The following is a 22163-nucleotide window of genomic DNA, read 5'->3' as shown; positions in this document are numbered from 1 at the left end:
CTGGTTGAATATCGGATTATCGACATAATATGCGAAAACCGCCGCAAGGGCGTCTGTCCCTTTGCGGCGGTTTTGACGTTTGCGCAGATAAAACCTACCAAAATAAACCTGTCCCTTTTTGGCAGGTTTTAGCTCAGCAGCATGCGGTCGTTGGCGAGCTCGCCGCCCGAGACCTCCTCGAACTTCTGCAGCAGGTCGGCTACGGTGAGCGACTTCTTCTCATCGCCTGCCACGTCGTAGATCACGTGGCCTTCGTGCATCATGATCAGACGGTTGCCCAGACGGATGGCATCGTTCATGTTGTGCGTGACCATGAGCGTGGTCAGGTGGTTCTCGTCGACGATCTCCTCGGTCAGGTTGAGCACCTTAGAGGCCGTCTTGGGGTCGAGCGCCGCGGTGTGCTCGTCGAGCAGCAGCAGGCGCGGCTTGGTGAGCGTGGCCATGAGCAGGGTGAGTGCCTGGCGCTGACCGCCCGAAAGCAGGCCGACCTTGGCGTTGAGGCGCGTGTCCAGACCGAGGTCCAGGCGCTTGAGCAGCTCAACGTACTCGTCCTTCTCGGCCTTGGTGACGCCCCACGAAAGACCGCGACGCTGGCCACGGCGCTTGGCGAGGGCCAGGTTCTCGGCGATCTGCATGTCGGCTGCGGTGCCGCGCATGGGGTCCTGGAACACGCGGCCCAGGTACTTGGCACGCTGCGACTCGCTCAGGCGCGAGATATCGGTGCCGTCAAGCTCGATAACGCCCGAATCGAGCGGATACACGCCGGCGATCATGTTGAGCAGCGTGGACTTGCCGGCGCCGTTGCCGCCGATCACGGTTACAAAGTCGCCGTCGTTAAGGGTGAGGTCGACACCGGTAAGAGCGCGCTTCTCGGTGACGGTGCCCTTGTTAAAGGTCTTTTTGACGTGCGAGAGCTTAAGCATCTGCCTCATCTCCCTTCGTGTAGGAGCTGCGGAGCTTATAGCGCTCCCAAACCACGGGCACGCACAGGGCCACGGCGACGATCACGGCGGAGAGCAGCTTCATGTCGTTGGCGTCCATGCCCAACTGCAGCACGATGGCGCGGATAAGGAAGTAGACCACGGAGCCAAAGACGGCAGAGGCTAGGCGGACGCTAAACTGCGTGAGTCCGCCGGGCAGCAGGCGGCCGAGCACCTCGCCGATAACAATGGCGGCAAGACCGATAACGATGGCACCGGTGCCCATACCAATGTCGGCATACTTTTGGCTCTGGCAGATGAGCGCGCCCGAAAGGCCGATGAGGGCGTTGGAGAGCACGAGGGCGATCATCTTGGTGGAGTTGGTGTTGACGCCCAGAGCGCGGATCATGTACTCGTTGTTGCCGGTGGCGCGCAGCGCCGAGCCGATCTCGGTGCCAAAGAACCAATACAGGATGGCAACGATAGCCACGGCGAGCAGGATGCCCAAGATGATGGCAACGGTGGACTGCGGCAGACCGGTCATATTGCTGACGGCCGAGAACACGGTGCCCTTGGCAAGAATGGGCGTATTGGACTTGCCCATGATGCGCAGGTTGATGGACCACAGGCTGATCTGGGTGAGGATTCCGGCGAGGATCGCGGGAATCTCAAAGACGGTGGTCAAAATGCCCGTGACGGCGCCCGCGATGGCGCCGGCGCACATGCCGGCCAGCACGGCGAGCAGCGGGTCGACGTTGTTATTGACGATGAGCACAGCGCAGACGCAGCCGCCGAGGGCAAAGCTGCCGTCGCAGGTCATATCGGGAATGTCGAGCAGGCGGAACGTGATAAACACGCCAAGCACCATAATGCCCCAGAGGACGCCCTGCGAAACGGCGCCCTGCAATGCAATGAGCATGCTTCATACCTCCTAGGATAGGGTGGACACGTGATTCACCATAATAGCGGTAACAATGCATAGAAGAGCTGCGGACAGACGTTTTGTTTTACCTGAAACAAGCAGGGCGGACGCCGGTCTACAGCGCCCGCCCCTGTGGCTCAGATATTGAATAACGCGGCTAAAGCGCGAGCACGGGCTCTAGACGCATGCCGCGTATGGCATTACGCGTCCAGAGCGGAAAGGTCGATGCCCAGGGCCTCGGCCATCTCGTCATTCTTGACGACGACCAGGTCCTTGCTCGAGAGGTGCTTGATTGGCATGTCTTCGGGCTTGGCCTCGCCCTTCAGGATCTTAACGGCCATCTCGCCCGCGGCGTAGCCCAGGTCCTCATAGTTGATGGAGAGGGTGAACAGGCCGCCGGCCATGCACATACCCTCCTCGCCAGTCACGAAGGGGAGCTTGTTCTCCTTGCAGATCTGGCCGACCTGCGAGGCACCCGCGGCGATGGTGTTGTCGGTGGGGGAGTACAGCGCGTCGACCTTGCCCACGGCAGACTCGACGACGGACTGAATCTCGTTGGAGCTCGAGACGGTGAAATCGGTGTACTCGAGGCCCAGCTTGTCGAGTTCCTTCTTGGCGGCCTTGATCTGGACGTCGGAGTTGGACTCGGCGGTGCAGTAGAGCAGGCCGACCTTTTTAACGTCGGGCAGGACCTTCTGCATCATCTCGAGCTGCTCGGCGACCGGGGTGAGGTCGGAAGCGCCCGTGACGTTGGTGCCCGGCTTGTCGTTGTCCTGGACCAGGCCGGAGGCGGCGTAGTCGGTGATGGCACAGCCCACGATGGGGATATCGGCCGTGGCGCCGGCGGCAGCCTGCGCGGCGGGCGTGGCGATGGCATAAATCAGGTTGACGTTGTCGCCCACAAACTTGTCGGCAATGGACTTACACGTGGACTGGTCGTTCTGGGCGTTCTTCTGGTCGATCTTGACCTTAAGGCCGCTCTTCTTGATGGCCTTGACAAAGCCGTCGTTGGCGGCATCGAGCGCGGAGTGCTCGGTGAGCTGCAGAACGCCGATGGTGTAGTCGGAACCGGCGGCAGCGGAGCCGGAACCAGAGTTGCCGCCGCATCCGGCGAGCGGGGCGAGCGCGAGCAGGCCGGCGGAGACCAGAAGGCTCCTGCGGCTGATGGTGATGTCCTTCATATCATTACCCCCAGTATAAAAATGGCTGGAAACACTGCACTGGGACAAAGTGCAAGTGGAACTATAGTAGCGCTGATGTCCATTTTTACAACAGCCTGGCGGGTTTTTTAATACAGAATCGGATGGGCGGTACGGGTAGTCGAATGGGCGGCGGAGGGTCTTATGCGGCGGAGGAGGCGTCGTCCTCGTCCAGGGCGGCGAAGAGTTTCTTGCCGTCGAGCAGGCGCGTGCTGACGTTTCTCATACGGGCGATCTCGACGGTGCGCAGCGTATCGTCGGTGCCTCGGGCGTCGTAGACCGTTCCCAGCAGATACGAGATGCCATCGCGCTGCCTGATGGCAAAGGGACGGAGTGTCATCCGTGCTGCTTCGGTTTCGCCGCGTGTCGTGACGCTCGAAATATCAAAACTCACCGTGGTTCCGTGGTCGATGGCCTGCTCGACGAGCTCGCACGTGTCGATGCGCTTGATGGGCGTGCGTGTTGCCTTGGTAGCCTTGCTGCCTGCGCTTGGAGCGGGTTCGGGTGTATCGAGGTAGCCGCGAACGTCGGCGCTCGCCATGGCAACTAAGTGCTGCGCCATGCTCTTGCGGATAGCGATAGGCGTGGAGCGGTTGCGCATGACCATACCGTGGAGCCGGATGATCTCTTCATCGGTGAGCGGGCGGGTAAGAAGTTTGTAGCCCACGCCGCGTTTGTACTCAATTTCGTATCCGGCATGGCGAAGCGCGGAGATGGCGGTGTAGATGCTGCGCCGCGCCGCCGAGATGGGCATGCGGGCGGGGTCGTCGGGATGGGCGAGGCGCCGGATTAGCTCATCGGAAAGCATGGCCTTGTCCTCGCCGGTGTTTTCGCTTAATAGTTGCAGGATGCGAACGGCGCGATAGGCTGCCATCGAGGCGGCGCCCCTCGTCGTGGTGTCGTAGGTTTCAACAGCGGCTTCGGTCATCGTGCCCACGTCCTTTCCGTTTTGGGTGGCGACGGTATGGAGCCTAGGACGTGGGGCTTTCCTAGGGGCGCAGGGCGCTCTGGGCGGTCGGTAGTCGTCGGCAAACGGCGGGTCGAGTTTTCAACAGCCCTGCTCAACTGACCAAAAACTTGCCAAAAGCTTGACGGATGCTGTTGAAAAAAGCGTCTCTCGACCGATGTCGAGAGACGCTTATGCGATGAGCGTTGGCGTGTGGCGACGCGAGCTGGCGTCCGACGATTAGAAGTCGGCGTTGCCCACGGTGCGCGGGTGCGGCAGGACGTCGCGGATGTTGCCCACGCCGGTCAGATACATGACCAAGCGCTCGAAGCCCAGACCGTAGCCGGCGTGCTTGCAGGAACCGTAGCGGCGCAGGTCAAGGTAGTACTTGTACTGCTCGGGATTCATGCCCAGGTCCTTGATGCGGGCCTCGAGCAGATCCAGGCGCTCCTCGCGCTGGGAGCCGCCGATAATCTCGCCGATACCGGGAACTAGGCAGTCGGCGGCGGCGACGGTCTTGCCGTCTTCGTTCATGCGCATGTAGAACGCCTTGATCTCGGCCGGGTAGTCGGTCACGAAGGTCGGGCGCTTAAAGTGCTCCTCGGTCAGGAAGCGCTCGTGCTCGGTCTGCAGGTCGATGCCCCAGCTCACGGGATAGTCAAACTTGTGACCGGCGGCGACGGCCTGCTCCAGGATTTCGACGGCCTCGGTGTAGGTAACGCGGGCAAAGTCGGAGTTGGCGACATGGTCCAGGCGCTCGAGCAGACCCTTGTCCACAAACTTGTTGAGCATATTGAGCTCGTCGGGGCAGGTTGCCATGACGTCCTTGAGGACATACTTGAGCATGGCCTCGGCGTTATCCATGTAGTCGTTAAGGTCGGCAAAGGCCATCTCGGGTTCGATCATCCAAAACTCGGCGGCGTGGCGCGTGGTGTTGGAGTTCTCGGCACGGAAGGTGGGGCCAAAGGTGTACACGTCGCCAAAGGCCATGGCAAAGTTCTCGGCATTGAGCTGGCCGGACACGGTGAGGCTTGCATGCTTGCCAAAGAAGTCCTGGCTCCAGTCGACCTCGCCGGACTCGGTGAGGGGCGGATTTTTGGGGTCGAGCGTGGTCACGCGGAACATCTCGCCGGCGCCCTCGCAGTCACTCGTGGTGATGATGGGGGTGTTGACGTAGACAAAGCCCTGCTCCTGGAAGAAGCGGTGGATGGCGGCAGCCGCGACAGAGCGGATGCGGAACACGGCGCGGAACAGGTTGGTGCGCGGGCGCAGGTGCTGCTGGGTGCGTAGGAACTCGACGGTTGCGCGCTTCTTCTGCAGCGGGTAATCCGGGGCGCTGACGCCCTCGACCTCGATGGAGGTGGCAGAAAGCTCGAAAGGCTGGGGCGCATCGGGGGTCAGCTTGACGGTGCCGGTGCAAATGAGTGCGGCCGAGACGTTTTGATGGGCGATCTCGTCGTAGTTGTCGAGTGCCTCGCGGTTCATGACGACCTGCAGGTCGCGGAAGCAGCTGCCGTCGTTGAGCGTAACGAAGCCAAAGTTCTTCATGTCGCGGACGGACTTGACCCAGCCGGCGACGGTGACGGTCTGGCCGCCGAGCGACTCGGCATCGGCATAGAGCTGCGCGATTTTGGTGCGGTTCACGTATCCTCCCATAACGGTTGAATGATAGTTATCCATACAGTTCGATATTCTAGCAGCTCGGCTCATTTGGGCTATACAGATAAGGCATTGGCGGGATGGTTTTTCAAACGAAAAGCGCCCGCGGCCAAATGGTCGTGGGCGCTTGACGAGGTACCTTTTGGCTGTGTGGCGCGGGGCCTGGCTACTTGGTCTTGGCAACCAGCAGCGGATCGCCCAGCTTGACGAGCGGGTTGCCGCCGATAAGCGTTCCAGACTCGCCGACATGGTCGATGCTCTTAAGACGATCGAGCTCGGAGACGATGACGGTCACGATGTCCTCGTGACCAGCGGCCTTAATGGCCTCGCGGTCGAAGCTGATGAGCGGCTGGCCTGCCTTGACCACATCGCCCATCTCGACAAAGCGGGCAAAACCCTTGCCGTTCATTTCCACGGTGCCCAGGCCAACATGGATGAACACGCGCAGGCCGTCCTCGGTGATCATGCCGATGGAGTGGTTGGTGACAGTGGTGGCACCGATGCGGCCGTTGGCGGGCGCATAGATGGTGCCGGTAATGGGCTCGATGCCATAGCCCTGGCCAAGCATGCCCGAGGCGATCGTCTCGTCGGGAACCTCGTTCAGGTTGACGAGCACGCCGTTGACGGGGGCATAGATGACGCCTTCGCGGGTAGCGAAGCTTGCTGCGGGCGGAACGGACGCCTCGCCGGTCGAGGTGAAGGTGGACTTAAGCGAATCGAGCAGACCCATAGTTGCCTCCAACTTAAATAGGCGCATATCGCGCGTTTGGTTTGCCGGAAACGTTTCATATGTGTTTCGCGGCTTGGTCAACGCCCCTATTCTACGCTGCTCAAAGATACCTCTGAACTGGGATTATGTGATATATCAGTTGAAGGGAAACTTATTGCCGGAGTGTTTCTGCGCCACGGGTTCAAGTGGGGTACGCTTGAAGGCGAAAAACAAGGGCGCATAATTTGCGCGAAGGGAGCACATATGATTGTCGAGAACCATGCGCTGTGGGGCGAGGAGCCGACCGAGGATTATCCGGCGACGTTTACGTATTTGGGTGCCGAGCCGCTGCCCGATAAACCGAATGGCCGCCGCCCCGCGGTGATCATCTGCGGCGGAGGCGGGTTTACGCATATCGCTCCGCACGAGCAGGACCCGGTGGCGTTTGCATTTTTGGATCGCGGCTACCAGGCCTTTGTGCTCAACTATGTCACGAGTTCTACGGGTGACGTGAGCTTTCCGCACCCCCAGGCAGATCTTGCCAAGATGGTCGCCACGGTGCGCGCCAACGCCGACGAGTGGCATGTCGATCCTAAGCGCGTGTGCGTCGTGGGCTTTTCTGCTGGCGGCATGATTTGCGCCTCGCTGGCAACACAGTGGAAGACCGGCCCCTTTGCGGCACTTGCCGGGGCGCGTCCGGACGACATTCGTCCCGATGCCGTGGTGCTGGGCTATCCATTGCTCGACTTTGCCTATGTGCGCGACATGCAGACGCGCGATCCGCGCATTGACTTGCGCGTGCCCAAGACGGGCGGCAAGACGGGACGCGATTTGCTCAACGACTACCTGTCGATGGTGACGGGCGGCGAGGCAACTGACGAGCATCTGGCCGACATCTGCCCCACCACGCATGTTTCGCGTCAGATGCCGCCGACCTTTGTGTGGGGCGTGTCCGACGACAAGACGGCGCCGATCGCGCAGGTCTACCCGTTTGCGCAGCGCATGGCCGAGGAGGGCGTTGCATGCGAGATGCACGTTTTTGACCAGGGCGGCCACGGCCTTTCGCTCGGCAACGCCAACACCGCGGTCGACAACGAGGACAAGCAGGTGGCGGTCCGTCCCTGGATCCGCCTAGCCTTCCGCTTCCTGGAGCGCCATCTGTAAGAGGACGGGCATCCCAGCCCTTCAATAACTTGCGGTGAAATAGTTCCGATCTGGGGCATCAACCAGCCCATCCAGGAACTATTCCACCGCAACTTTGTTTTTGATGTCCCGTCCGGAAACTACGTCCCTGTTTTGCCCTCGAAGGCGGGATGCAGTTTCCCATAGGGCCTCGATTTGGAAACCACATCCCGTTTCGAGCTCAAATTCTGGGTCGCAGTTTCCCCGAGGGGCCCCGTTGGGAAACTGCGACCCGTTTCGAGCGGGAATAACGGGACACGCTTTCCGCAAGGGCATCGTTTCCTACCAGACGGTGAACTGGGCGTTTTCTGTGTTCCAATGGACATCGCGAACGTAGTCGCGCACGCCCGTCGCATCTCGTGCTTCGAACAACTCAAGAATATGAGCATGTTCGCTGTTGGCTTTATTGAGCAGTTTACACGCCGTTTCCTGGTCGACAGTTTCGTAATCGCGCTTGATAAAGCAGCGTTCGAGCTGCGAGATCATATCGCGCAGACGGTCGTTGCCACAGCGGTTGAAGTACGTTAGATGAAAGTCTCGCTGAATGTCGTCGTACTTTCGGATGAGACCGCCTTGGATCGCGAGGTCCATGGAGCCGACGAGAAATTTAAGCTGCGTAATGTCATCGTCGGTTAGGTTCGGACAGGCGAGATATGCGGCCTGCCCGTCGAGCGGCCCCATAATCTCAAAGACTTCAACGGCGTTTTGCTGATCGAACCCACGGACGCGGAATCCGCGGCGGGGGAGATTGTCCAGATAACCGTCGCTTGCGAGCTGGATGAGCGCTTCGCGGACCGGCGTGCGCGACACGCCCATGGCGTCGCAGATCGCTTGCTCGCTCAGCCGGTCGCCGGCCGAAAGCTCGCCGGCGTCAATACGGCTCGAAATGTAGTCGTATACGTGGTCTTTCAGGGGCCTTCTGAGCGTTTCCATGAGCCTATGTTCCTTAACGGTATATTTCTAAAAGCAAATACGTTTCACTTGAATAGCTCAGTTGAATTATAGAACGACCAGCTAAATCATGCTACTTTGCGCCGATACGTAAGAATACGCTTACCGAAGAATACCTACCGTTCAGGATTGTATACAATATACAAAACAGGAAAACCGCCCTAAGATAAAGCCATCGAAAGGAAGGCGGGCGCGAAGAAGTCCCGCTCTCTGCTAAGAGATCCAAGGAGGATCATCATGACCAAGTTCAGCCACGTCATCATCCGCCGCCCCGGCAAGTCCCTGAGCAATGGCATCACGAGTGCCCCCGAGCTTGGCCAGCCCATCTACGAGCGCGCCATCGAGGAGCACTACGATTACGAGCATGCGCTCGAGCAGTGTGGCGTGGACGTGTCGGTGCTGCCTGCCCTCGAGCAGTATCCCGACAGCTGCTTCGTCGAGGATCCGGCCGTCATCACTCGCTGCGGCGCCATCATTACCAACCCCGGTGCCGACAGCCGCAACGGCGAGAAGGACGAGATCGAGCCGGTCGTCCGTCGCTTCTTTGACGACGAGCATGTCAAGCACATCGTTTCTCCGGGCACGCTCGACGGCGGCGACGTCATGATGGTCGGTGACCATTTCTACGTCGGTCGCTCCGCTCGTACCAACGAAGAGGGCATCCGCCAGTTCTGTGAGATTCTCGAGGGCTGGGGCCTCGAGGGTTCTGAGGTTCCGCTGGAGGAGGTCCTGCACCTCAAGACGGGCGTCAACTACATCGAGGACAACAACATGCTCGTCTCTGGTGAGTTCATCGATAAGCCCGACTTTGCCCAGTACAACAAGATCGTCGTGCCCGAGGACGAGGCATACGGCGCCAACTGCATCTGGGTCAACGGTACGGTCATCGTTGCCGAGGGCTATCCGACTGTGCTCAAGGCCGTGCAGGATCTGGGCTACAAGACACTCGTCGTTGACACCTCCGAGTATCGCAAGGTCGACGGCGGCCTTTCTTGCCTGTCGCTGCGCTTCTAACGCGATAGCTGTAACAGTCTGATGATCGCTTGACCGATGGCCCGGCACCCGATTCGGGACGTCCGGGCCATCTTTCGTTCGGTCACATGATGAAGGGGGTGCACATACAATGGCCTCTAAAGCTCAAAATGAAGAGATTATCGACCCTAATGGCCTCGATCTCTTTCGTCTGACCATGATGGTCATTACCGCCAGTATTTGTGGCGGCATCTTTTCGCTTGCCGGCGATATGGCAGCAGGCGGGGCAAATACCGGTGCGGTTATCGTCTCGTGGGGAATTTGCTTTATTGGCGTCTTTGCGCTGATGATGGTGTTCAACGGTTTGTCTCAGGCCCGTCCCGACCTGACCGGCGGCATCTATGCATACGCTGCGGCCGGTTTTGGCGATTACATTGGATTCAACTCCGCTTGGGGCTACTGGATCAGCGCATGTCTTTCCAACGTGAGCTTTGCGCTCTTGCTGTTTAGCGCGCTGGGCTATTTCTTCCCCGCGTTTGGCGCGGGTAACAACCTGCTTTCTATCGTCTGCGCCAGCGTGTTTTTGTGGTTCCTTACCGCCCTTGTGCTTCGTGGCGTTAAGGAGGCTGCGGGCATTAACACGATCGTCACGTTGGCGAAGCTGGTGCCGCTGGGGCTCTTTGTGCTGAGTATCGTGCTCCTGGGTAAGTTCAACGTCGATATCTTTATGGACAACTTCTGGGGAGAGCCGGCTGGTCCTGGCTTTGGCGAGCAGGTTGTCTCGACCATGATCGCCCTTGTCTGGGTCTTCACGGGCATCGAGGGCGCAGTCGTTATCTCGGGCCGTGCAAAGTACGTGCGTGACGTCGGTCGCTCGACGGCGCTCGGATTTGCGGCTGTATTCACGCTGTATCTGATCATCTCGATGCTGTCGCTCGGCATTATGCCGCGCGAGGAGATGGCACAGCTTGCAACGCCCTCCATGGCGGGAATTCTCGAGTGCGCAATCGGTCCGGTTGGTGCTGCCATCGTAAACCTTGGCGTTATCCTTTCGTTGGTCGGCGCGCTGCTGGGCTATGTCATCATTGCGTCCGAGACGCCGTTCGAGGCAGCGCGCCAGGGATCCTTCCCTCTGGCGTTTGCCAAGACGAACAAGCACGACGCCCCGGTGGTAACGGTTCTCGTGAGCTCCGGCATCACGCAGCTCTTCTTGATCGTGTCGTATGTGGCGGCGAGCACCTACCAGTTCTTCTATAGCTGCGCAGTCAACACGATTCTGGTTCCGTATGTCTGCTCGGCTGCCTATTACATGGTGATTGGCTGGAAGAACGAGCATCTGGACGGGCCGCATGCGCCCAGCGTCGGCAAAGCCCGCTTCTTCGGTACGCTCGGCTTCATCTACACATTGTTCCTGGTGTGGTCGACGGGTCTTCAGGGCGTTATGATCACGACGATTCTTTTTGCTCCGGCCATTCCCGTTTATATGCTGGGCGAGCGAGGCCGCGGTAAACCGGTGCTTCCGCATCTGCACGACAAGCTGATCGCAGCGGTGGTCATTGTCGTGGCAATCATTTCGCTGTATCTGCACTTTGCCGGCATTGCGCCGATAGTCTAAGACTGCGGCAATCTTCATCGCTTGGTAAGCCGACGGAGGCATCGCGTGCCGGTGCCGTCCGGTAATCCATAACTGACGTGGGCCTCTGTAACGTGCCTTTGTGAGCGCCCACCAAGCCCGCGCAGGTGACATTTGTTGCCAGCGCGGGCTTTTGCTGTTGCGGCGAAATGCTGCCGGCAGCTGGGGACGTTCCTATTGTGTCGGCACCCTGGGACACTCCTTGGATGTTCCGCATGCGACGGAGGGAACGGATCATTTTGTCGAGGGGCGGGCGGCTGTTTCGGTCCTCGGGGAAACCGCGTCCCGTTTCGAGAGCAGATTCCGGGCCGCAGTTTCCCCGAGGGCCCCATTGGGAAATTGCATCCCAGTCTGAGCGCCGATTCCGGGCTGCAGTTTCCGCTAGATGCCTCAACCGGAAAGCCCATCCCGTTTAGGTGTTCCGGAGTGGGATTCGGTTTCCGCAGCAGGCCCGTCTGGGAAGCAATGGCCCAGAATTCCCCTTGCACCGATCTGTTGATTGAACATCGTTGCATGTTCGCGCTATCATGCATGGTTAAAATTGGTTAGCCATGGCAAACGGTTAGCCATGGTGAACATAAATACAACGCCCTGTGGGCGCCGGGGGAGGAACACGGACGTGAAGCTCGATACACTCGAGATTGGAAAGGACGCCGTTGTCGCATCGGTGGCATCGGACGATCAGGCACTCCGACAGCATATTTTGGACATGGGTCTAACGCCGGGCACCGAAGTCACCATGATGAAGTACGCCCCCATGGGCGACCCGCTCGAGATCCGCCTGCGTGGCTACGAGTTGACACTGCGTAAGGACGATGCCGCTCGCATCGAGCTCGTGGGTATTCACGACACCGATACGGGTCCGCGCGCTAACGCCGCAATCGGCACGACGGAGCATCCGGCCCTGGGCGAGGGTACGTATTCGCCCCGTGCGGCAAAGACGGCCGTGCCAGAGGGCGCGCCGCTGCACTTTGCCCTCGCCGGCAACCAAAACTGCGGCAAGACCACGTTATTCAACCAGCTGACGGGCTCCAACCAGCACGTCGGTAACTTTCCCGGCGTGACGGTCGACCGCAAAGATGGCACCATCCGTAACCATCCCGAGGCGAGCGTTACCGACCTGCCCGGCATTTACTCCCTGTCGCCGTACACAGGCGAGGAGGTCGTGAGCCGTCAGTTCATCCTCGACGAGCGTCCGGACGCCATCATCGACATCATTGACGCCACCAACATCGAGCGCAACCTGTACCTGACACTGCAGCTCATGGAGCTTGACCGTCCTATGGTCATCGCGCTCAACATGATGGACGAGGTGACCGCCAACGGCGGCGCCGTAGACGTCAACTTGCTCGAGAGCCTGTTGGGCGTGCCCGTTGTCCCCATTAGCGCTGCCCGCAACGAGGGCATCGGCGAGCTGGTGGACCACGCCCTGCACGTGGCGCGGTTCCGCGAGCGCCCTGGTCGCCTGGACTTTTGCGCGCCCGACGGTCCGGACGGCGGTGCGCTGCATCGCTGCATCCACGGTATTGCTAACCTGATCGAGGACCATGCCGTGACGGCGCACATCCCGGTGCGCTTTGCGGCGACCAAGCTGGTCGAGGGCGATGAGCTGGTAACCGAGGCGCTTCACCTGGATCGCAATGAGCTCGACGCTATCGAGCACATCATTACCCAGATGGAGGGCGAGGCCGGCACCGACCGCCTATCTGCGTTGGCCGATATGCGTTTTAGCTTTATCGGCGACGTGTGCGGGCGTTGCGTCGTCAAGCCGCACGAAAGCCGCGAGCACGTGCGCTCCGTCAAGATTGACCGCATCCTGACAGGTCGTTACACAGCCATTCCGGCGTTTCTGGTGATCATGGGCCTCGTCTTTTGGCTGACGTTTGGCGTGATCGGCGCGGCGTTACAGGGACTTATGGAGGACGGCATCGCTGCCATCATCGCCTCGGCCGATGCAGGCCTCAAGGCGTTCGGCACCAACGACGTGGTGCGCTCGCTGGCTGTCGACGGCGTGCTTACGGGTGTGGGCAGCGTGCTGACCTTCCTGCCGATTATCGTCGTGCTCTTTTTGTTCCTCTCCATTCTGGAAGACTCCGGATACATGGCGCGCGTGGCCTTTGTCATGGATAAGGTGTTGCGTCGCTTTGGCTTGTCGGGCCGCAGCTTCGTGCCCATGCTCGTCGGTTTTGGCTGTACCGTGCCGGCTATCATGTCGACCCGTACGCTCCCATCCGAGCACGACCGCAAGATGACGGTCATGCTCACGCCGTTTATGAGCTGCTCAGCCAAGTTGCCGGTTTACGGCTTGCTGTGCGGGGCGTTTTTCCCGCAGGCGACGGTTCCCGCCATGGTCTCGCTCTATCTGATCGGTATCGTGGTCGGCTGTATCGCGGCTTTGGTGCTCAACCGCACGGCATTTAAGGGCGACCCGGTGCCGTTTATCATGGAGCTTCCCAATTACCGCCTGCCGAGCGTCAAGACGACGGTGATGCTGGCATGGGATAAGGCCAAGGACTTTATTACCAAGGCTTTTACCATTATCTTTGCCGCTACCGTGGTCATCTGGTTCCTTCAGACGTTCGACATTCGCTTTAATGTGGTCGCCGATCAGTCGCAAAGCCTGCTTGCCGGTCTGGGTAGCATCATCGCGCCGGTGTTGGCCCCGCTCGGCTTTGGCGACTGGCGCGCCTCGACGGCGCTCGTCACGGGGCTCATTGCCAAGGAGAGCGTCATCTCGACGCTCACGGTGCTTTTGGGCGCAACGTCGCCCGCGGCGCTGTCGACCATGTTTTCGCCGTTTACCGCCTACGTGTTCTTGGTCTTTACGTTGCTGTATCCGCCTTGTGTGGCGGCAATCGGCGCCGTCAAGAGCGAGTTGGGCGCGCGCTATGCCGTGGCCGTATTCGCGTTTCAGGTCGCCGTTGCCTGGATCGTGGCGTTTGTCGTGCATTCGGCGGGCATATTGCTGGGGTTGGCTTAGTTATGAATTGACGGCGCAACCTCTGTGTATCGAATTGTTTTCGGCCCCGCATCTGTACTGACGGATGCGGGGCCGTTGCTATATAATCGCCTCCGCTCAAAACGATTGGAGACGTTATATATGACTCAGACAAGGCAAGACGGCATCACGCTCAAGCAATGGCTCCCACTCGTCGGGCTCACCTGCTGTGCGTTCGTGTTCAACACGTCGGAGTTTATGCCCATCGGCCTTTTGACTGATATCGCCGCGTCGTTCTCGCTCACCGAGGCCCAGGCGGGCATCATGATCTCGGTCTATGCCTGGGGCGTCATGCTGCTGTCGCTGCCGCTCATGGTGTTCGCCTCGCGCTTTGAGTTCAAGCGGATGCTGCTGGGCGTGCTGGCCGTGTTCTCGCTCGGTCAGTTCCTGTCCGCTGTGGCGCCGACCTATCCCATCCTGGTCTGCGCGCGCCTGGTGGTCGCTTGCGCACATGCCGTGTTCTGGTCAGTCGCCTCGATTATGGCCTCGCGCCTGGTCGACACTCGCCACGGCGCGCTCGCCATCAGCATGATCGCTACGGGCTCGTCCATCGCGCAGATCTTTGGCCTGCCGCTCGGTCGCGCTATTGGCTTGGCCGTGGGCTGGCGCATGACGTTTGCCGTGGTCGGGGGCCTCTCAGCCATCGCGGTCGTCTACCAGGCAGCGGTGTTCCCGGCCATGCCGGCGGGTGAGCGCTTTACCGTCAAACAGCTGCCCGAGCTGCTCAAGAACCCGCTCCTCATCGCGCTCTACGCAGTCACGGTCTTCATGGCGACCGGCTATTACGCAAGCTACAGCTATATCGAGCCCTTCCTGGCGCAGGTCGCGCACGTCGATGCGGGCGCCATTACCATGACGCTGACGGCGTTTGGCTGCTCTGGTTTGCTCGGAAGCTGGCTGTTTGGCCGCCTGTTCGATGGGCATCGCTTCCCGTTCTTGGCTATCACGCTCTCCGGCGTGCCGGTGGCCCTGCTGCTCATGGGGCCGGCCGCATCGTCGCTCGTGACAGTGCTTGCCGTCTGCGCACTGTGGGGTTGCTGCGCCACGGCCTTTAACGTGGCGTTTCAGGCCGAGCTCATCAAGCACACGCCGGCAGATTCGTCGGCCGTCGCCATGTCGATCTTCTCGGGCCTGTTCAACCTCGGTATCGGCACGGGTACCGCGATCGGCGGAGCCGTGGTTTCGGGTCCCGGTATCGCCTGGATCGGCTTTGTGGGCGGGGCGATTGCCGTCGTGGGCGTTATCCTCGCCATCACGGTGATGTTCCCAGCCATCCGCCGCGCCAAGCCCGTCGCCTAGCCACGTCCCCTCATCAGTTGCGGTGGAATAGTTCCTGTTTAAGGCCTTTGAAGGCTCAAGCAGGAACTATTCCACCGCAACTTATTTTGGGGGAGGGGATGCACGGCAGGCATACAATGGATGTCGTTGTGTTGAGCTTACCGGGAGGTTGCTATGTGGGCATACGAGACGACGTTCTATCAGATCTATCCGCTGGGCTTTTGCGGAGCTCCGCGCGAAAACGCCGCGCCCGTTGCCGAGGATGAGCTCGCCCAGGCTGCCAATGCCGCGCCCAACCCCGATGCGCCCATCATGAAGATTGCCCAATGGGTCGACTACCTGCAGGAACTCGGCGTTGGCGCTGTGCTGATCAACCCGCTGCTCGAATCTGATAGCCACGGCTACGATACACGCAGCCTGCGCCACATCGACCGCCGCCTGGGTGGGGACGCCGACTTTGCCGCCGTATGCGACACACTGCATGCCCATGGCATCCGCGTGGTGCTCGATGCCGTCTTCAACCACGTCGGCCGCGGTTTTTGGGCCTTCCGCGATGTGCAGGAGCGCAAGTGGGACTCGCCCTACAAGGACTGGTTCCACATTAGCTTTGACGGCGATTCTTGCTATGGCGACGGCTTTTGGTACGAAGGCTGGGAAGGCCATTTTGAGCTTGTGAAGCTCAACCTGCAAAATCCCGCTGTGGTCGATTACCTGCTCGAGTCCGTGCGCCGCTGGGCCGAGGTCTTTGGCGTCGACGGCCTGCGCCTGGACGTTGCCTATATGCTCGACCGCGACTTTATGCGCCGCCTGCACGCCTTTACCCGTGAGCTCAAGCCCGACTTTGTGCTGATCGGCGAGACGCTCCACGGCGACTACAACCAAATCGTCAACGACGAGATGCTCGACTCCTGCACCAACTACGAGTGCTACAAGGGCCTGTACTCCAGCTTTAACTCGGTCAACATGTTCGAGATCGCCCATTCGCTGCACCGTCAGTTTGGCGGCGACCCCTGGTGCATCTACCGTGGCAAACATCTGCTGTCGTTTGTCGACAACCACGATGTGCCGCGCCTGGCGAGCATCCTCACCGACAAGTCCTGTCTGCGTTCCGCCTACGGCATGCTCTTTGGCATGCCAGGCATCCCGTGCGTCTACTATGGCAGCGAGTGGGGAATTGCTGGCGAAAAGGGCGGCCCCGATGGCGACTGGGCGCTGCGCCCTGCGCTCGATGAGCCTGCGCCCAATGAGCTGACGGCGTTCATCACGCAACTCGCACACCTTCGCTCGGCCGACGACGCGGCTGCCCGTGCTCTCAACTACGGTGCCTATCGCAACGTGGTGATCCAGAACAAGCAGCTGCTGTTCGAGCGCGCCTGCGACGACGCGACGGTGCTCGTGGCGGTGAACGCCGTGGACGAGCCTTACACCTTTGGCGCCGGCGAGCTCAACAGCTCCTTTGTCGATTTGCTTGCCGACGATGCGCCCACGGTCGAGCTGACGGGTACTCTCGAGCTTGCACCCTACGAGGTGCGCTATCTGTTGAGGGCCTAGATCATGACAGCGCCGGACGAGGGCTATCAACATATTGAGCATGGGTTTGAACCCGTGTTTGACGAGCACTCGCGCGTTTTGGTGCTGGGGTCGTTTCCCTCGGTGCTTTCGCGCGCCAATGCCTTTTATTACGGCAATCCTCAGAACCGCTTTTGGCGCGTGATGGCTGCGTGTCTTAGTGTGCCCGTGCCGCCCAACGAGGGAGACTCTTTGGCGAGCGGCGAGCCCGTGACGCTTGACGCCTCGATTGCCGCCAAGCGGGCTATGCTGCTGAACGGCGGCGTGGCCCTGTGGGACGTGATCGAGAGCTGCGACATTAAGGGCTCGAGCGATGCGAGCATTCGTAACGTTGTGCCGGCACATATCGAGCGCATTACCGGCGCAGCTCCCATTGAGCAGGTGATATGCAACGGTGGTACAGCTGGCCGGCTCTACAAGCGCTATCTACAAGAGCGCACCGGGCTGCCGGCCATCGTTCTGCCGTCGACAAGTCCCGCCAATGCGGCGTGGCGTCTGGAACGCCTTGTCGAGCGCTGGAGTGAAGCCGTTGATTGGCAGGCTTTTTCGATTTAGCAGTTTGAGTGCTCGGCAAGATGCCTCATAACGGCGTGCCAGATCGGTGTGGGCAGCGCAGACGTGGCGCGCACCATGCCGTCGGTGTCGACGCCACCCGTTGCGGCGCCACCGAGCTTCTGCGCGTGTTCGACGGAACACCCCATGCGCACAGCGCCCACGAGCTTGTCCATCGCTTCCGAAAACGGTCGGCGCAAGAGGCCCATGCGCGGGGAGCGACGAAGCGCTGCGATGCCGCTGCCGGCGCAGATGGCAACGCCGCCACACCACAATTGGTCATGGCGCTCACATGCCTTGTGCAGGCGAACGGCGGTCCCACGCGCCTGCTCAGCGCCCCGTTGTGCGGCTCGAATCACGGCATAGACACGCGCTCCCGTACTGCCAAAGCGCTCAAGCGCCTGCTCGATAGCTGTCAACGTCTCATCGTCAGCCACATCTTCAATGGCCAGCACGATGCCATCGGCAACGCTGCCGGCGTCATTTGCCTTCAAGTCGACTGGGCGGGGGAGCGCGGTGCCAGAAAGCTGAGCATAGGCGGCGATGGCATCCTGCAAGTCCCAGAGCAAAAACTCAAGATCGGCACTATTGGGAATGCTGATATACGCAATGGTTTGCAGCGTTTTTGGTACATCGCTGCGCGCGGTCGGCTCCATGCTGCCTCCTTTCCGGTTGGTTTCCGTTTAGGTTACACCGTCCGGCGGCGCCCCGCCGCGCTATCCTAGTGCAACCCTTATGAAAGGAACGCCATGCGTCTGCCCATGAATACCTCGCTTGCCATGCTCAAGCCCTCCGGTATCCGCCGGATTAACGCGCTCGCCGCCCAGCACCCGGGGTGCATCGCGCTTGCGCTTGGCGAGCCCGATTTTCCCACGCCCGATGTGATTAGTGCCGAGGTGACCGCCGCACTGGACCGCGGTGACACGCACTATCCGCCCAACAACGGTCGCCCCGCCCTGCGTGAGGCGTTATCTGCCTACATGGGGGACGCGGGCCTTACGTTTTCGGCCGACGAGGTCATCCTAACCGACGGCGCGACCGAAGCCCTGTCGGCAACATTCATGGCTATGCTCAACCCCGGCGACGAGGTCATCATCCCCACGCCGGCCTTTGGCCTGTACGAGAGCATCGTCGTGGCCAATCACGCCAAAGCGGTCTTTTTGGATACGGAGCCTGCGCAATTCCAGATTGACGAGGACGCACTTCGTGCTTGCGTGACGCCGGCGACCAAGGCCATCGTCATCTGCACGCCCAACAATCCTACGGGCTGCATCCTCGACGCGGCATCGCTCGACGCCGTGGCGCGCGTAGCAGAACAGTCGGGCATCTACGTGGTCTGCGACGACGTATACAGCCGCCTAGTCTATGTGGATGGCTATGAGCGTTTTGCCCAGCGCCACCCGGAGCTACGCGAGCAGACGGTGGTCATCGAGAGCTTTTCCAAGCCCTGGGCTATGACCGGTTGGCGCCTGGGCTGGCTCGCAGCGGCAACCCCCGTCATCGCCGAGATCGCAAAGGCCCACCAATACTTAGTATCGAGCGCCGTCTCCTTCGAAATGGACGCCGCAGCCCGAGCCCTCACCGTCGACCCAACCCCCATGCTCAAAGTCTACCGAGCCCGCCGCGAGCGCGTACTCGAAGCCTTAAACGCCATGGGCCTCGACGTAGTAGAGCCCGCAGGAGCCTTCTATACTTTCCCGAGCATCAAAAAGTTCGGCCTAACCAGCGAAGACTTCTGCATCAAAGCCATCAAAGAAGCAAACGTAGCCCTAGTCCCGGGAGACTGCTTCGGAACCGAAGGCCACATCCGCCTCAGCTACTGCGCTTCCGACAAAGACCTGGACGAAGGCCTCCACCGCCTGTCAACCTTCGTTTCGACCCTGTAGTCCTCAGGGACGCAACACATCAGCCCACCGGCATAAGAGTTATGCGTGGGGCGCGTCGCTCAACGGACACGAGGATTCGCAACAAAGTTACCGCAGCTCCGGCCGGGAGGGGCAGGGCGAGTTTTCCGTAGATTCCGCACGAGCCGAAGGCCACTTAATGTGGCCTTCGTGCGAGCCCAGGACTTGACCGAGCGGAAAACTCGCCCTGCCCCTCCCGGCCGGAGCGTATGCAGGGTTTGTGTACGAATCCTCGTGTCCGTTGACCGACGCCGGGGTCCCCGCCATAATACTTTCGGTTCACGCACGAATCCGCTGCCAGAGACAGCCGGCGCAAACGGGTCTTACCCGCGAGCTTAATGGGACTTCCCGCCAGCCGAGGTGGTCGAGTAGATATGTCTTCTCGCCCCCGTCGCTCATGCAGCGCGGGGGCTTTCTTTTTGGACATGCCCCCGTCACGTCCTTGTGGCGGACCGTGCCCGGAAAGAATTCGAGGAGGTGTAATTCATGCCCCAGCAGTACAAAATCGACAAGGTTGCAGAGATCGAGTCCCGTATCGCCGAGAACGCCGGTCTGTTCGTCGTCAACTACAACGGTCTGACGGTTAAGCAGGCTCAGGAGCTGCGTCATCAGCTTCGCGAGTGCGGCGCCGAGATGAAGGTCTACAAGAACAACCTGGTCAAGATCGCTCTCAAGAACCAGGAGCAGCCCGAGCTCGACGAGATCCTCGCCGGCCCCGTCGCTTATGTGTTCTACGAGTCCGAGCCGGTCGAGGCCGCTAAGGCCCTTAAGGACTTCTCTGCTCAGTCCAAGGGCGTCCTTGAGATCAAGGGCGGTATCTCCGACGGCAAGGCCGTTTCCGCTGATGATGTTAAGGCTATCGCCGAGCTGCCCACCAAGGATCAGCTTCTCGGCCAGATTGCCGGTCTCATCTCCGGTTTCGCTCGCGACATCGCTGTCTGCGTCAACGGCGTTTCCTCTGGTCTCGCTCGTTCGATCCAGCAGGTCTCCGAGCAGAAGGCAGCCTAGTCGCTGTTTTCACCCGCGGCGGCAACGCCGCACCCCTGGCGCATTCGCGCCGTGTTTTAACTGATCTCCGTGCATCCGCACGGAAACCGAAAGGACTTAGAAATGGCTAAGCTTACCACCGATGAGATCATCGATGCTCTTAAGGAAATGACCCTTCTCGAGGCTTCCGAGCTCGTTAAGGCTATCGAGGACACCTTCGGCGTTTCCGCCGCTGCTCCTGCCGCTGTTGTCGCCGCTCCCGCTGCTGGCGCTGCTGAGGCCGAGGAGAAGACCGAGTTTGACGTCGTGCTCGAGGGCTTCGGCGACAACAAGATCCAGGTCATCAAGGCCGTCCGTGAGCTCACCAACCTTGGCCTGAAGGAGGCCAAGGAGGTCGTCGAGGGCGCTCCCAAGGCTGTTCTCGAGGGTGCCAAGAAGGAGGACGCCGAGGCTGCCAAGGAGAAGCTCGAGGCTGCTGGCGCTGCTGTCACCCTCAAGTAATCAGGCTTTCTCGCCAGATTTCTTTACAGACGGGGCTCGCTATGCGAGCCCCGTCTTTTTTGTTTTTGGCTCCTCATTCCCATTGCTCGGCACGCAGAGCATCGTTGTCTTCGCCGTGCCATTCCCGTTACCGCTGGGGCGTAAAATTGCACCATTCGAGCAATAATTTGCGTTGACCTGCTGAAGAATTGCGTTTGCCTTACGGCGACGTATGTCTCCGGCGGTAAGATACTTCGGTATCGCAATTTGGTCTGCGGCCGCCGTGCCGCACGCACAGGGCGCATTCTGCGCCTGCGAAAGGATCCTTGAATAACATGAAGGCAATCATCCCCGCCGCCGGTCTTGGCACGCGTTTTCTGCCTGGCACCAAGTGCACGCCCAAAGAGATGCTGCCGGTGCTCGACAAGCCGGTCATTCAGTATGTCGTCGAGGAGGCGCTCGACCCCGAGGAGGTCGATGACGCCATCATCGTTACCTCTCCCGGTAAGCCCGAGCTGCTGAGCTACTTCCAGCCCGATCGCTCGCTCGAGAATCTGCTGCGCGAGCGCGGTAAGGACGCCTATGCCGATGCCGTCGCCCACGCTGGCGGTATGCCGGTCGACTTCCGCTATCAGTACGAGCCCAAGGGCCTCGGCCATGCTATCCGCTCTGCTGCCGACGCCGTGGCAGGGGAGAATTTCCTGGTTCTTCTGGGCGACTACGTTGTGCCTAATCGCGACATCTGCGACAAGATGCTCGCCGTTTCCAAGGAGCACGGTGGAGCTTCGGTTATCGCCGTCGCTGCTTGCTCGCCCGAGGAAGTCAGCCGCTACGGCGTTATCGCCGGCGAGCGCGTCGGTTCGCTCGAGGGCGCCGAGGACGTTGCCGATGCAGAGCCGGGCGCTGTCTGGCGCATCGGCGGTCTGGTCGAGAAGCCCGCTCCCGAGGCGGCTCCGTCCAACCTGTACATTGTCGGCCGTTATCTGCTGAGCCCGCTGGTCATGGACCTGCTCGCCGATCAGCAGGCCGGCAAGGGCGGCGAGATCCAGCTCACCGACGCCATGGCCCGCTCGCTCGATCGCGAGGCCATGTACGCTGTCGTCATCGACCCGCTCTCGGGCTACGACACCGGCACCCCGTCTGGCTGGATGGCCACCAACGCCCTCATGGCCGCAAGCGATCCTCGCTTTGCCAGCGCCTTCTGGGACGCCATCGACGAGCGCGGCGGCTTGATGCGCAAATAAGCCTTCGGGCATCGACATTTACGGGTGCGGACTTCGGTCTGCACCCGTTTTTTATAAG

At 60.5% G+C, this 22163-nt stretch carries 19 protein-coding genes; 11 read left to right on the top strand and 8 right to left on the bottom strand.

Annotated elements, in window-relative coordinates:
• Positions 1-128 precede the first annotated feature (128 nt).
• The 6 genes from AAAX34_RS02825 to AAAX34_RS02800 all read right to left on the bottom strand — a co-directional run bounded on the left by AAAX34_RS02825 (position 129) and on the right by AAAX34_RS02800 (position 6403).
• Complete coding sequence (locus AAAX34_RS02825) at positions 129-923, bottom strand: ABC transporter ATP-binding protein (RefSeq protein WP_022093887.1); 795 nt, start codon at positions 921-923, stop codon at positions 129-131.
• Complete coding sequence (locus AAAX34_RS02820) at positions 916-1839, bottom strand: ABC transporter permease (RefSeq protein ID WP_006234992.1); 924 nt, start codon at positions 1837-1839, stop codon at positions 916-918. Before AAAX34_RS02820 ends, AAAX34_RS02825 begins: the two co-directional genes overlap by 8 nt.
• A gap of 203 nt (positions 1840-2042) precedes the next feature.
• Complete coding sequence (locus AAAX34_RS02815; RefSeq protein WP_195361885.1) at positions 2043-3023, bottom strand: ABC transporter substrate-binding protein; 981 nt, start codon at positions 3021-3023, stop codon at positions 2043-2045.
• Between the two features lie 160 nt (positions 3024-3183).
• Positions 3184-3969 (bottom strand): hypothetical protein, encoded by a 786-nt coding sequence (locus AAAX34_RS02810; protein WP_117745796.1) that lies wholly within the window; start codon positions 3967-3969, stop codon positions 3184-3186.
• A gap of 258 nt (positions 3970-4227) precedes the next feature.
• Complete coding sequence (asnS, locus tag AAAX34_RS02805; RefSeq protein ID WP_117635367.1) at positions 4228-5631, bottom strand: asparagine--tRNA ligase; 1404 nt, start codon at positions 5629-5631, stop codon at positions 4228-4230.
• A gap of 181 nt (positions 5632-5812) precedes the next feature.
• The gene (locus tag AAAX34_RS02800; protein WP_006234996.1) at positions 5813-6403 is read right to left on the bottom strand and encodes a PTS glucose transporter subunit IIA; all 591 of its coding nucleotides are present in this window, start codon (positions 6401-6403) and stop codon (positions 5813-5815) included.
• Between the two features lie 216 nt (positions 6404-6619).
• On the opposite strand from AAAX34_RS02800, the gene AAAX34_RS02795 reads away from it, so the two are divergent.
• Positions 6620-7519 (top strand): alpha/beta hydrolase, encoded by a 900-nt coding sequence (locus AAAX34_RS02795; protein ID WP_195363880.1) that lies wholly within the window; start codon positions 6620-6622, stop codon positions 7517-7519.
• A gap of 300 nt (positions 7520-7819) precedes the next feature.
• Here AAAX34_RS02795 and AAAX34_RS02790 read toward each other — a convergent pair whose 3' ends face one another.
• Positions 7820-8470, bottom strand: coding sequence for a GntR family transcriptional regulator (locus AAAX34_RS02790; RefSeq protein WP_117756911.1), 651 nt, complete (start codon positions 8468-8470; stop codon positions 7820-7822).
• Between the two features lie 255 nt (positions 8471-8725).
• Here AAAX34_RS02790 and AAAX34_RS02785 point away from each other — a divergent pair, with 255 nt between their 5' ends.
• The 6 genes from AAAX34_RS02785 (at position 8726) to AAAX34_RS02760 (ending at position 17493) form a co-directional block, all read left to right on the top strand.
• Positions 8726-9502, top strand: a complete 777-nt coding sequence (locus AAAX34_RS02785) for an arginine deiminase family protein (RefSeq protein WP_117635364.1) — start codon at positions 8726-8728, stop codon at positions 9500-9502.
• A gap of 109 nt (positions 9503-9611) precedes the next feature.
• On the top strand, positions 9612-11075 hold the full coding sequence (locus AAAX34_RS02780) for a basic amino acid/polyamine antiporter (RefSeq protein ID WP_148345237.1): 1464 nt from the start codon (positions 9612-9614) through the stop codon (positions 11073-11075).
• Between the two features lie 586 nt (positions 11076-11661).
• The gene (gene feoB / locus AAAX34_RS02775; protein WP_152067414.1) at positions 11662-14073 is read left to right on the top strand and encodes a ferrous iron transport protein B; all 2412 of its coding nucleotides are present in this window, start codon (positions 11662-11664) and stop codon (positions 14071-14073) included.
• A 120-nt stretch (positions 14074-14193) separates the two neighbouring features.
• Complete coding sequence (locus AAAX34_RS02770; protein WP_195520850.1) at positions 14194-15390, top strand: MFS transporter; 1197 nt, start codon at positions 14194-14196, stop codon at positions 15388-15390.
• A gap of 153 nt (positions 15391-15543) precedes the next feature.
• On the top strand, positions 15544-16920 hold the full coding sequence (locus tag AAAX34_RS02765; RefSeq protein WP_195520851.1) for an alpha-amylase family glycosyl hydrolase: 1377 nt from the start codon (positions 15544-15546) through the stop codon (positions 16918-16920).
• A 3-nt stretch (positions 16921-16923) separates the two neighbouring features.
• Complete coding sequence (locus AAAX34_RS02760) at positions 16924-17493, top strand: DNA-deoxyinosine glycosylase (protein ID WP_349109896.1); 570 nt, start codon at positions 16924-16926, stop codon at positions 17491-17493.
• Here the strand turns inward: AAAX34_RS02760 and AAAX34_RS02755 are convergent.
• Positions 17490-18146 carry a hypothetical protein gene (locus AAAX34_RS02755; RefSeq protein WP_349109895.1) on the bottom strand — a complete coding sequence of 219 codons (657 nt, stop codon included), beginning with the start codon at positions 18144-18146 and terminating at the stop codon, positions 17490-17492. The two genes, AAAX34_RS02760 and AAAX34_RS02755, sit on opposite strands and share 4 nt — an antisense overlap.
• Positions 18147-18239: 93 nt before the next feature.
• Here AAAX34_RS02755 and AAAX34_RS02750 point away from each other — a divergent pair, with 93 nt between their 5' ends.
• The 4 genes from AAAX34_RS02750 to AAAX34_RS02735 all read left to right on the top strand — a co-directional run bounded on the left by AAAX34_RS02750 (position 18240) and on the right by AAAX34_RS02735 (position 22105).
• Positions 18240-19376 (top strand): aminotransferase class I/II-fold pyridoxal phosphate-dependent enzyme, encoded by a 1137-nt coding sequence (locus AAAX34_RS02750; protein WP_349109894.1) that lies wholly within the window; start codon positions 18240-18242, stop codon positions 19374-19376.
• Positions 19377-19880: 504 nt separating this feature from the next.
• Positions 19881-20402, top strand: a complete 522-nt coding sequence (rplJ, locus tag AAAX34_RS02745; RefSeq protein WP_099432079.1) for a 50S ribosomal protein L10 — start codon at positions 19881-19883, stop codon at positions 20400-20402.
• Positions 20403-20504: 102 nt separating this feature from the next.
• Positions 20505-20882 (top strand): 50S ribosomal protein L7/L12, encoded by a 378-nt coding sequence (gene rplL, locus AAAX34_RS02740; protein WP_006235005.1) that lies wholly within the window; start codon positions 20505-20507, stop codon positions 20880-20882.
• Between the two features lie 314 nt (positions 20883-21196).
• On the top strand, positions 21197-22105 hold the full coding sequence (locus AAAX34_RS02735; protein ID WP_099432078.1) for a UTP--glucose-1-phosphate uridylyltransferase: 909 nt from the start codon (positions 21197-21199) through the stop codon (positions 22103-22105).
• Positions 22106-22163: the final 58 nt, after the last annotated feature.

Source organism: Collinsella sp. CLA-ER-H4, assembly GCF_040092395.1.
GTDB lineage: Bacteria > Actinomycetota > Coriobacteriia > Coriobacteriales > Coriobacteriaceae > Collinsella.
The sequence above is the reverse complement of the archived record's forward strand: the minus strand, read 5'-3'. Positions and strand labels throughout refer to the sequence as shown.

What these genes read in the sequence shown, in the direction of transcription:
- AAAX34_RS02755 (WP_349109895.1), bottom strand. Translation starts at nt 18,146, where the DNA reads ATGGAGCCGACCGCGCGCAGCGATGTACCAAAAACGCTGCAAACCATT.
- AAAX34_RS02810 (WP_117745796.1), bottom strand. Translation starts at nt 3,969, where the DNA reads ATGACCGAAGCCGCTGTTGAAACCTACGACACCACGACGAGGGGCGCC.
- AAAX34_RS02825 (WP_022093887.1), bottom strand. Translation starts at nt 923, where the DNA reads ATGCTTAAGCTCTCGCACGTCAAAAAGACCTTTAACAAGGGCACCGTC.
- AAAX34_RS02760 (WP_349109896.1), top strand. Translation starts at nt 16,924, where the DNA reads ATGACAGCGCCGGACGAGGGCTATCAACATATTGAGCATGGGTTTGAA.
- rplL (WP_006235005.1), top strand. Translation starts at nt 20,505, where the DNA reads ATGGCTAAGCTTACCACCGATGAGATCATCGATGCTCTTAAGGAAATG.
- feoB (WP_152067414.1), top strand. Translation starts at nt 11,662, where the DNA reads ATGGTGAACATAAATACAACGCCCTGTGGGCGCCGGGGGAGGAACACG.
- AAAX34_RS02735 (WP_099432078.1), top strand. Translation starts at nt 21,197, where the DNA reads ATGAAGGCAATCATCCCCGCCGCCGGTCTTGGCACGCGTTTTCTGCCT.
- AAAX34_RS02770 (WP_195520850.1), top strand. Translation starts at nt 14,194, where the DNA reads ATGACTCAGACAAGGCAAGACGGCATCACGCTCAAGCAATGGCTCCCA.
- AAAX34_RS02785 (WP_117635364.1), top strand. Translation starts at nt 8,726, where the DNA reads ATGACCAAGTTCAGCCACGTCATCATCCGCCGCCCCGGCAAGTCCCTG.
- AAAX34_RS02800 (WP_006234996.1), bottom strand. Translation starts at nt 6,403, where the DNA reads ATGCGCCTATTTAAGTTGGAGGCAACTATGGGTCTGCTCGATTCGCTT.
- AAAX34_RS02820 (WP_006234992.1), bottom strand. Translation starts at nt 1,839, where the DNA reads ATGCTCATTGCATTGCAGGGCGCCGTTTCGCAGGGCGTCCTCTGGGGC.
- AAAX34_RS02750 (WP_349109894.1), top strand. Translation starts at nt 18,240, where the DNA reads ATGCGTCTGCCCATGAATACCTCGCTTGCCATGCTCAAGCCCTCCGGT.
- AAAX34_RS02790 (WP_117756911.1), bottom strand. Translation starts at nt 8,470, where the DNA reads ATGGAAACGCTCAGAAGGCCCCTGAAAGACCACGTATACGACTACATT.
- rplJ (WP_099432079.1), top strand. Translation starts at nt 19,881, where the DNA reads ATGCCCCAGCAGTACAAAATCGACAAGGTTGCAGAGATCGAGTCCCGT.
- AAAX34_RS02780 (WP_148345237.1), top strand. Translation starts at nt 9,612, where the DNA reads ATGGCCTCTAAAGCTCAAAATGAAGAGATTATCGACCCTAATGGCCTC.
- AAAX34_RS02765 (WP_195520851.1), top strand. Translation starts at nt 15,544, where the DNA reads ATGTGGGCATACGAGACGACGTTCTATCAGATCTATCCGCTGGGCTTT.
- AAAX34_RS02815 (WP_195361885.1), bottom strand. Translation starts at nt 3,023, where the DNA reads ATGAAGGACATCACCATCAGCCGCAGGAGCCTTCTGGTCTCCGCCGGC.
- AAAX34_RS02795 (WP_195363880.1), top strand. Translation starts at nt 6,620, where the DNA reads ATGATTGTCGAGAACCATGCGCTGTGGGGCGAGGAGCCGACCGAGGAT.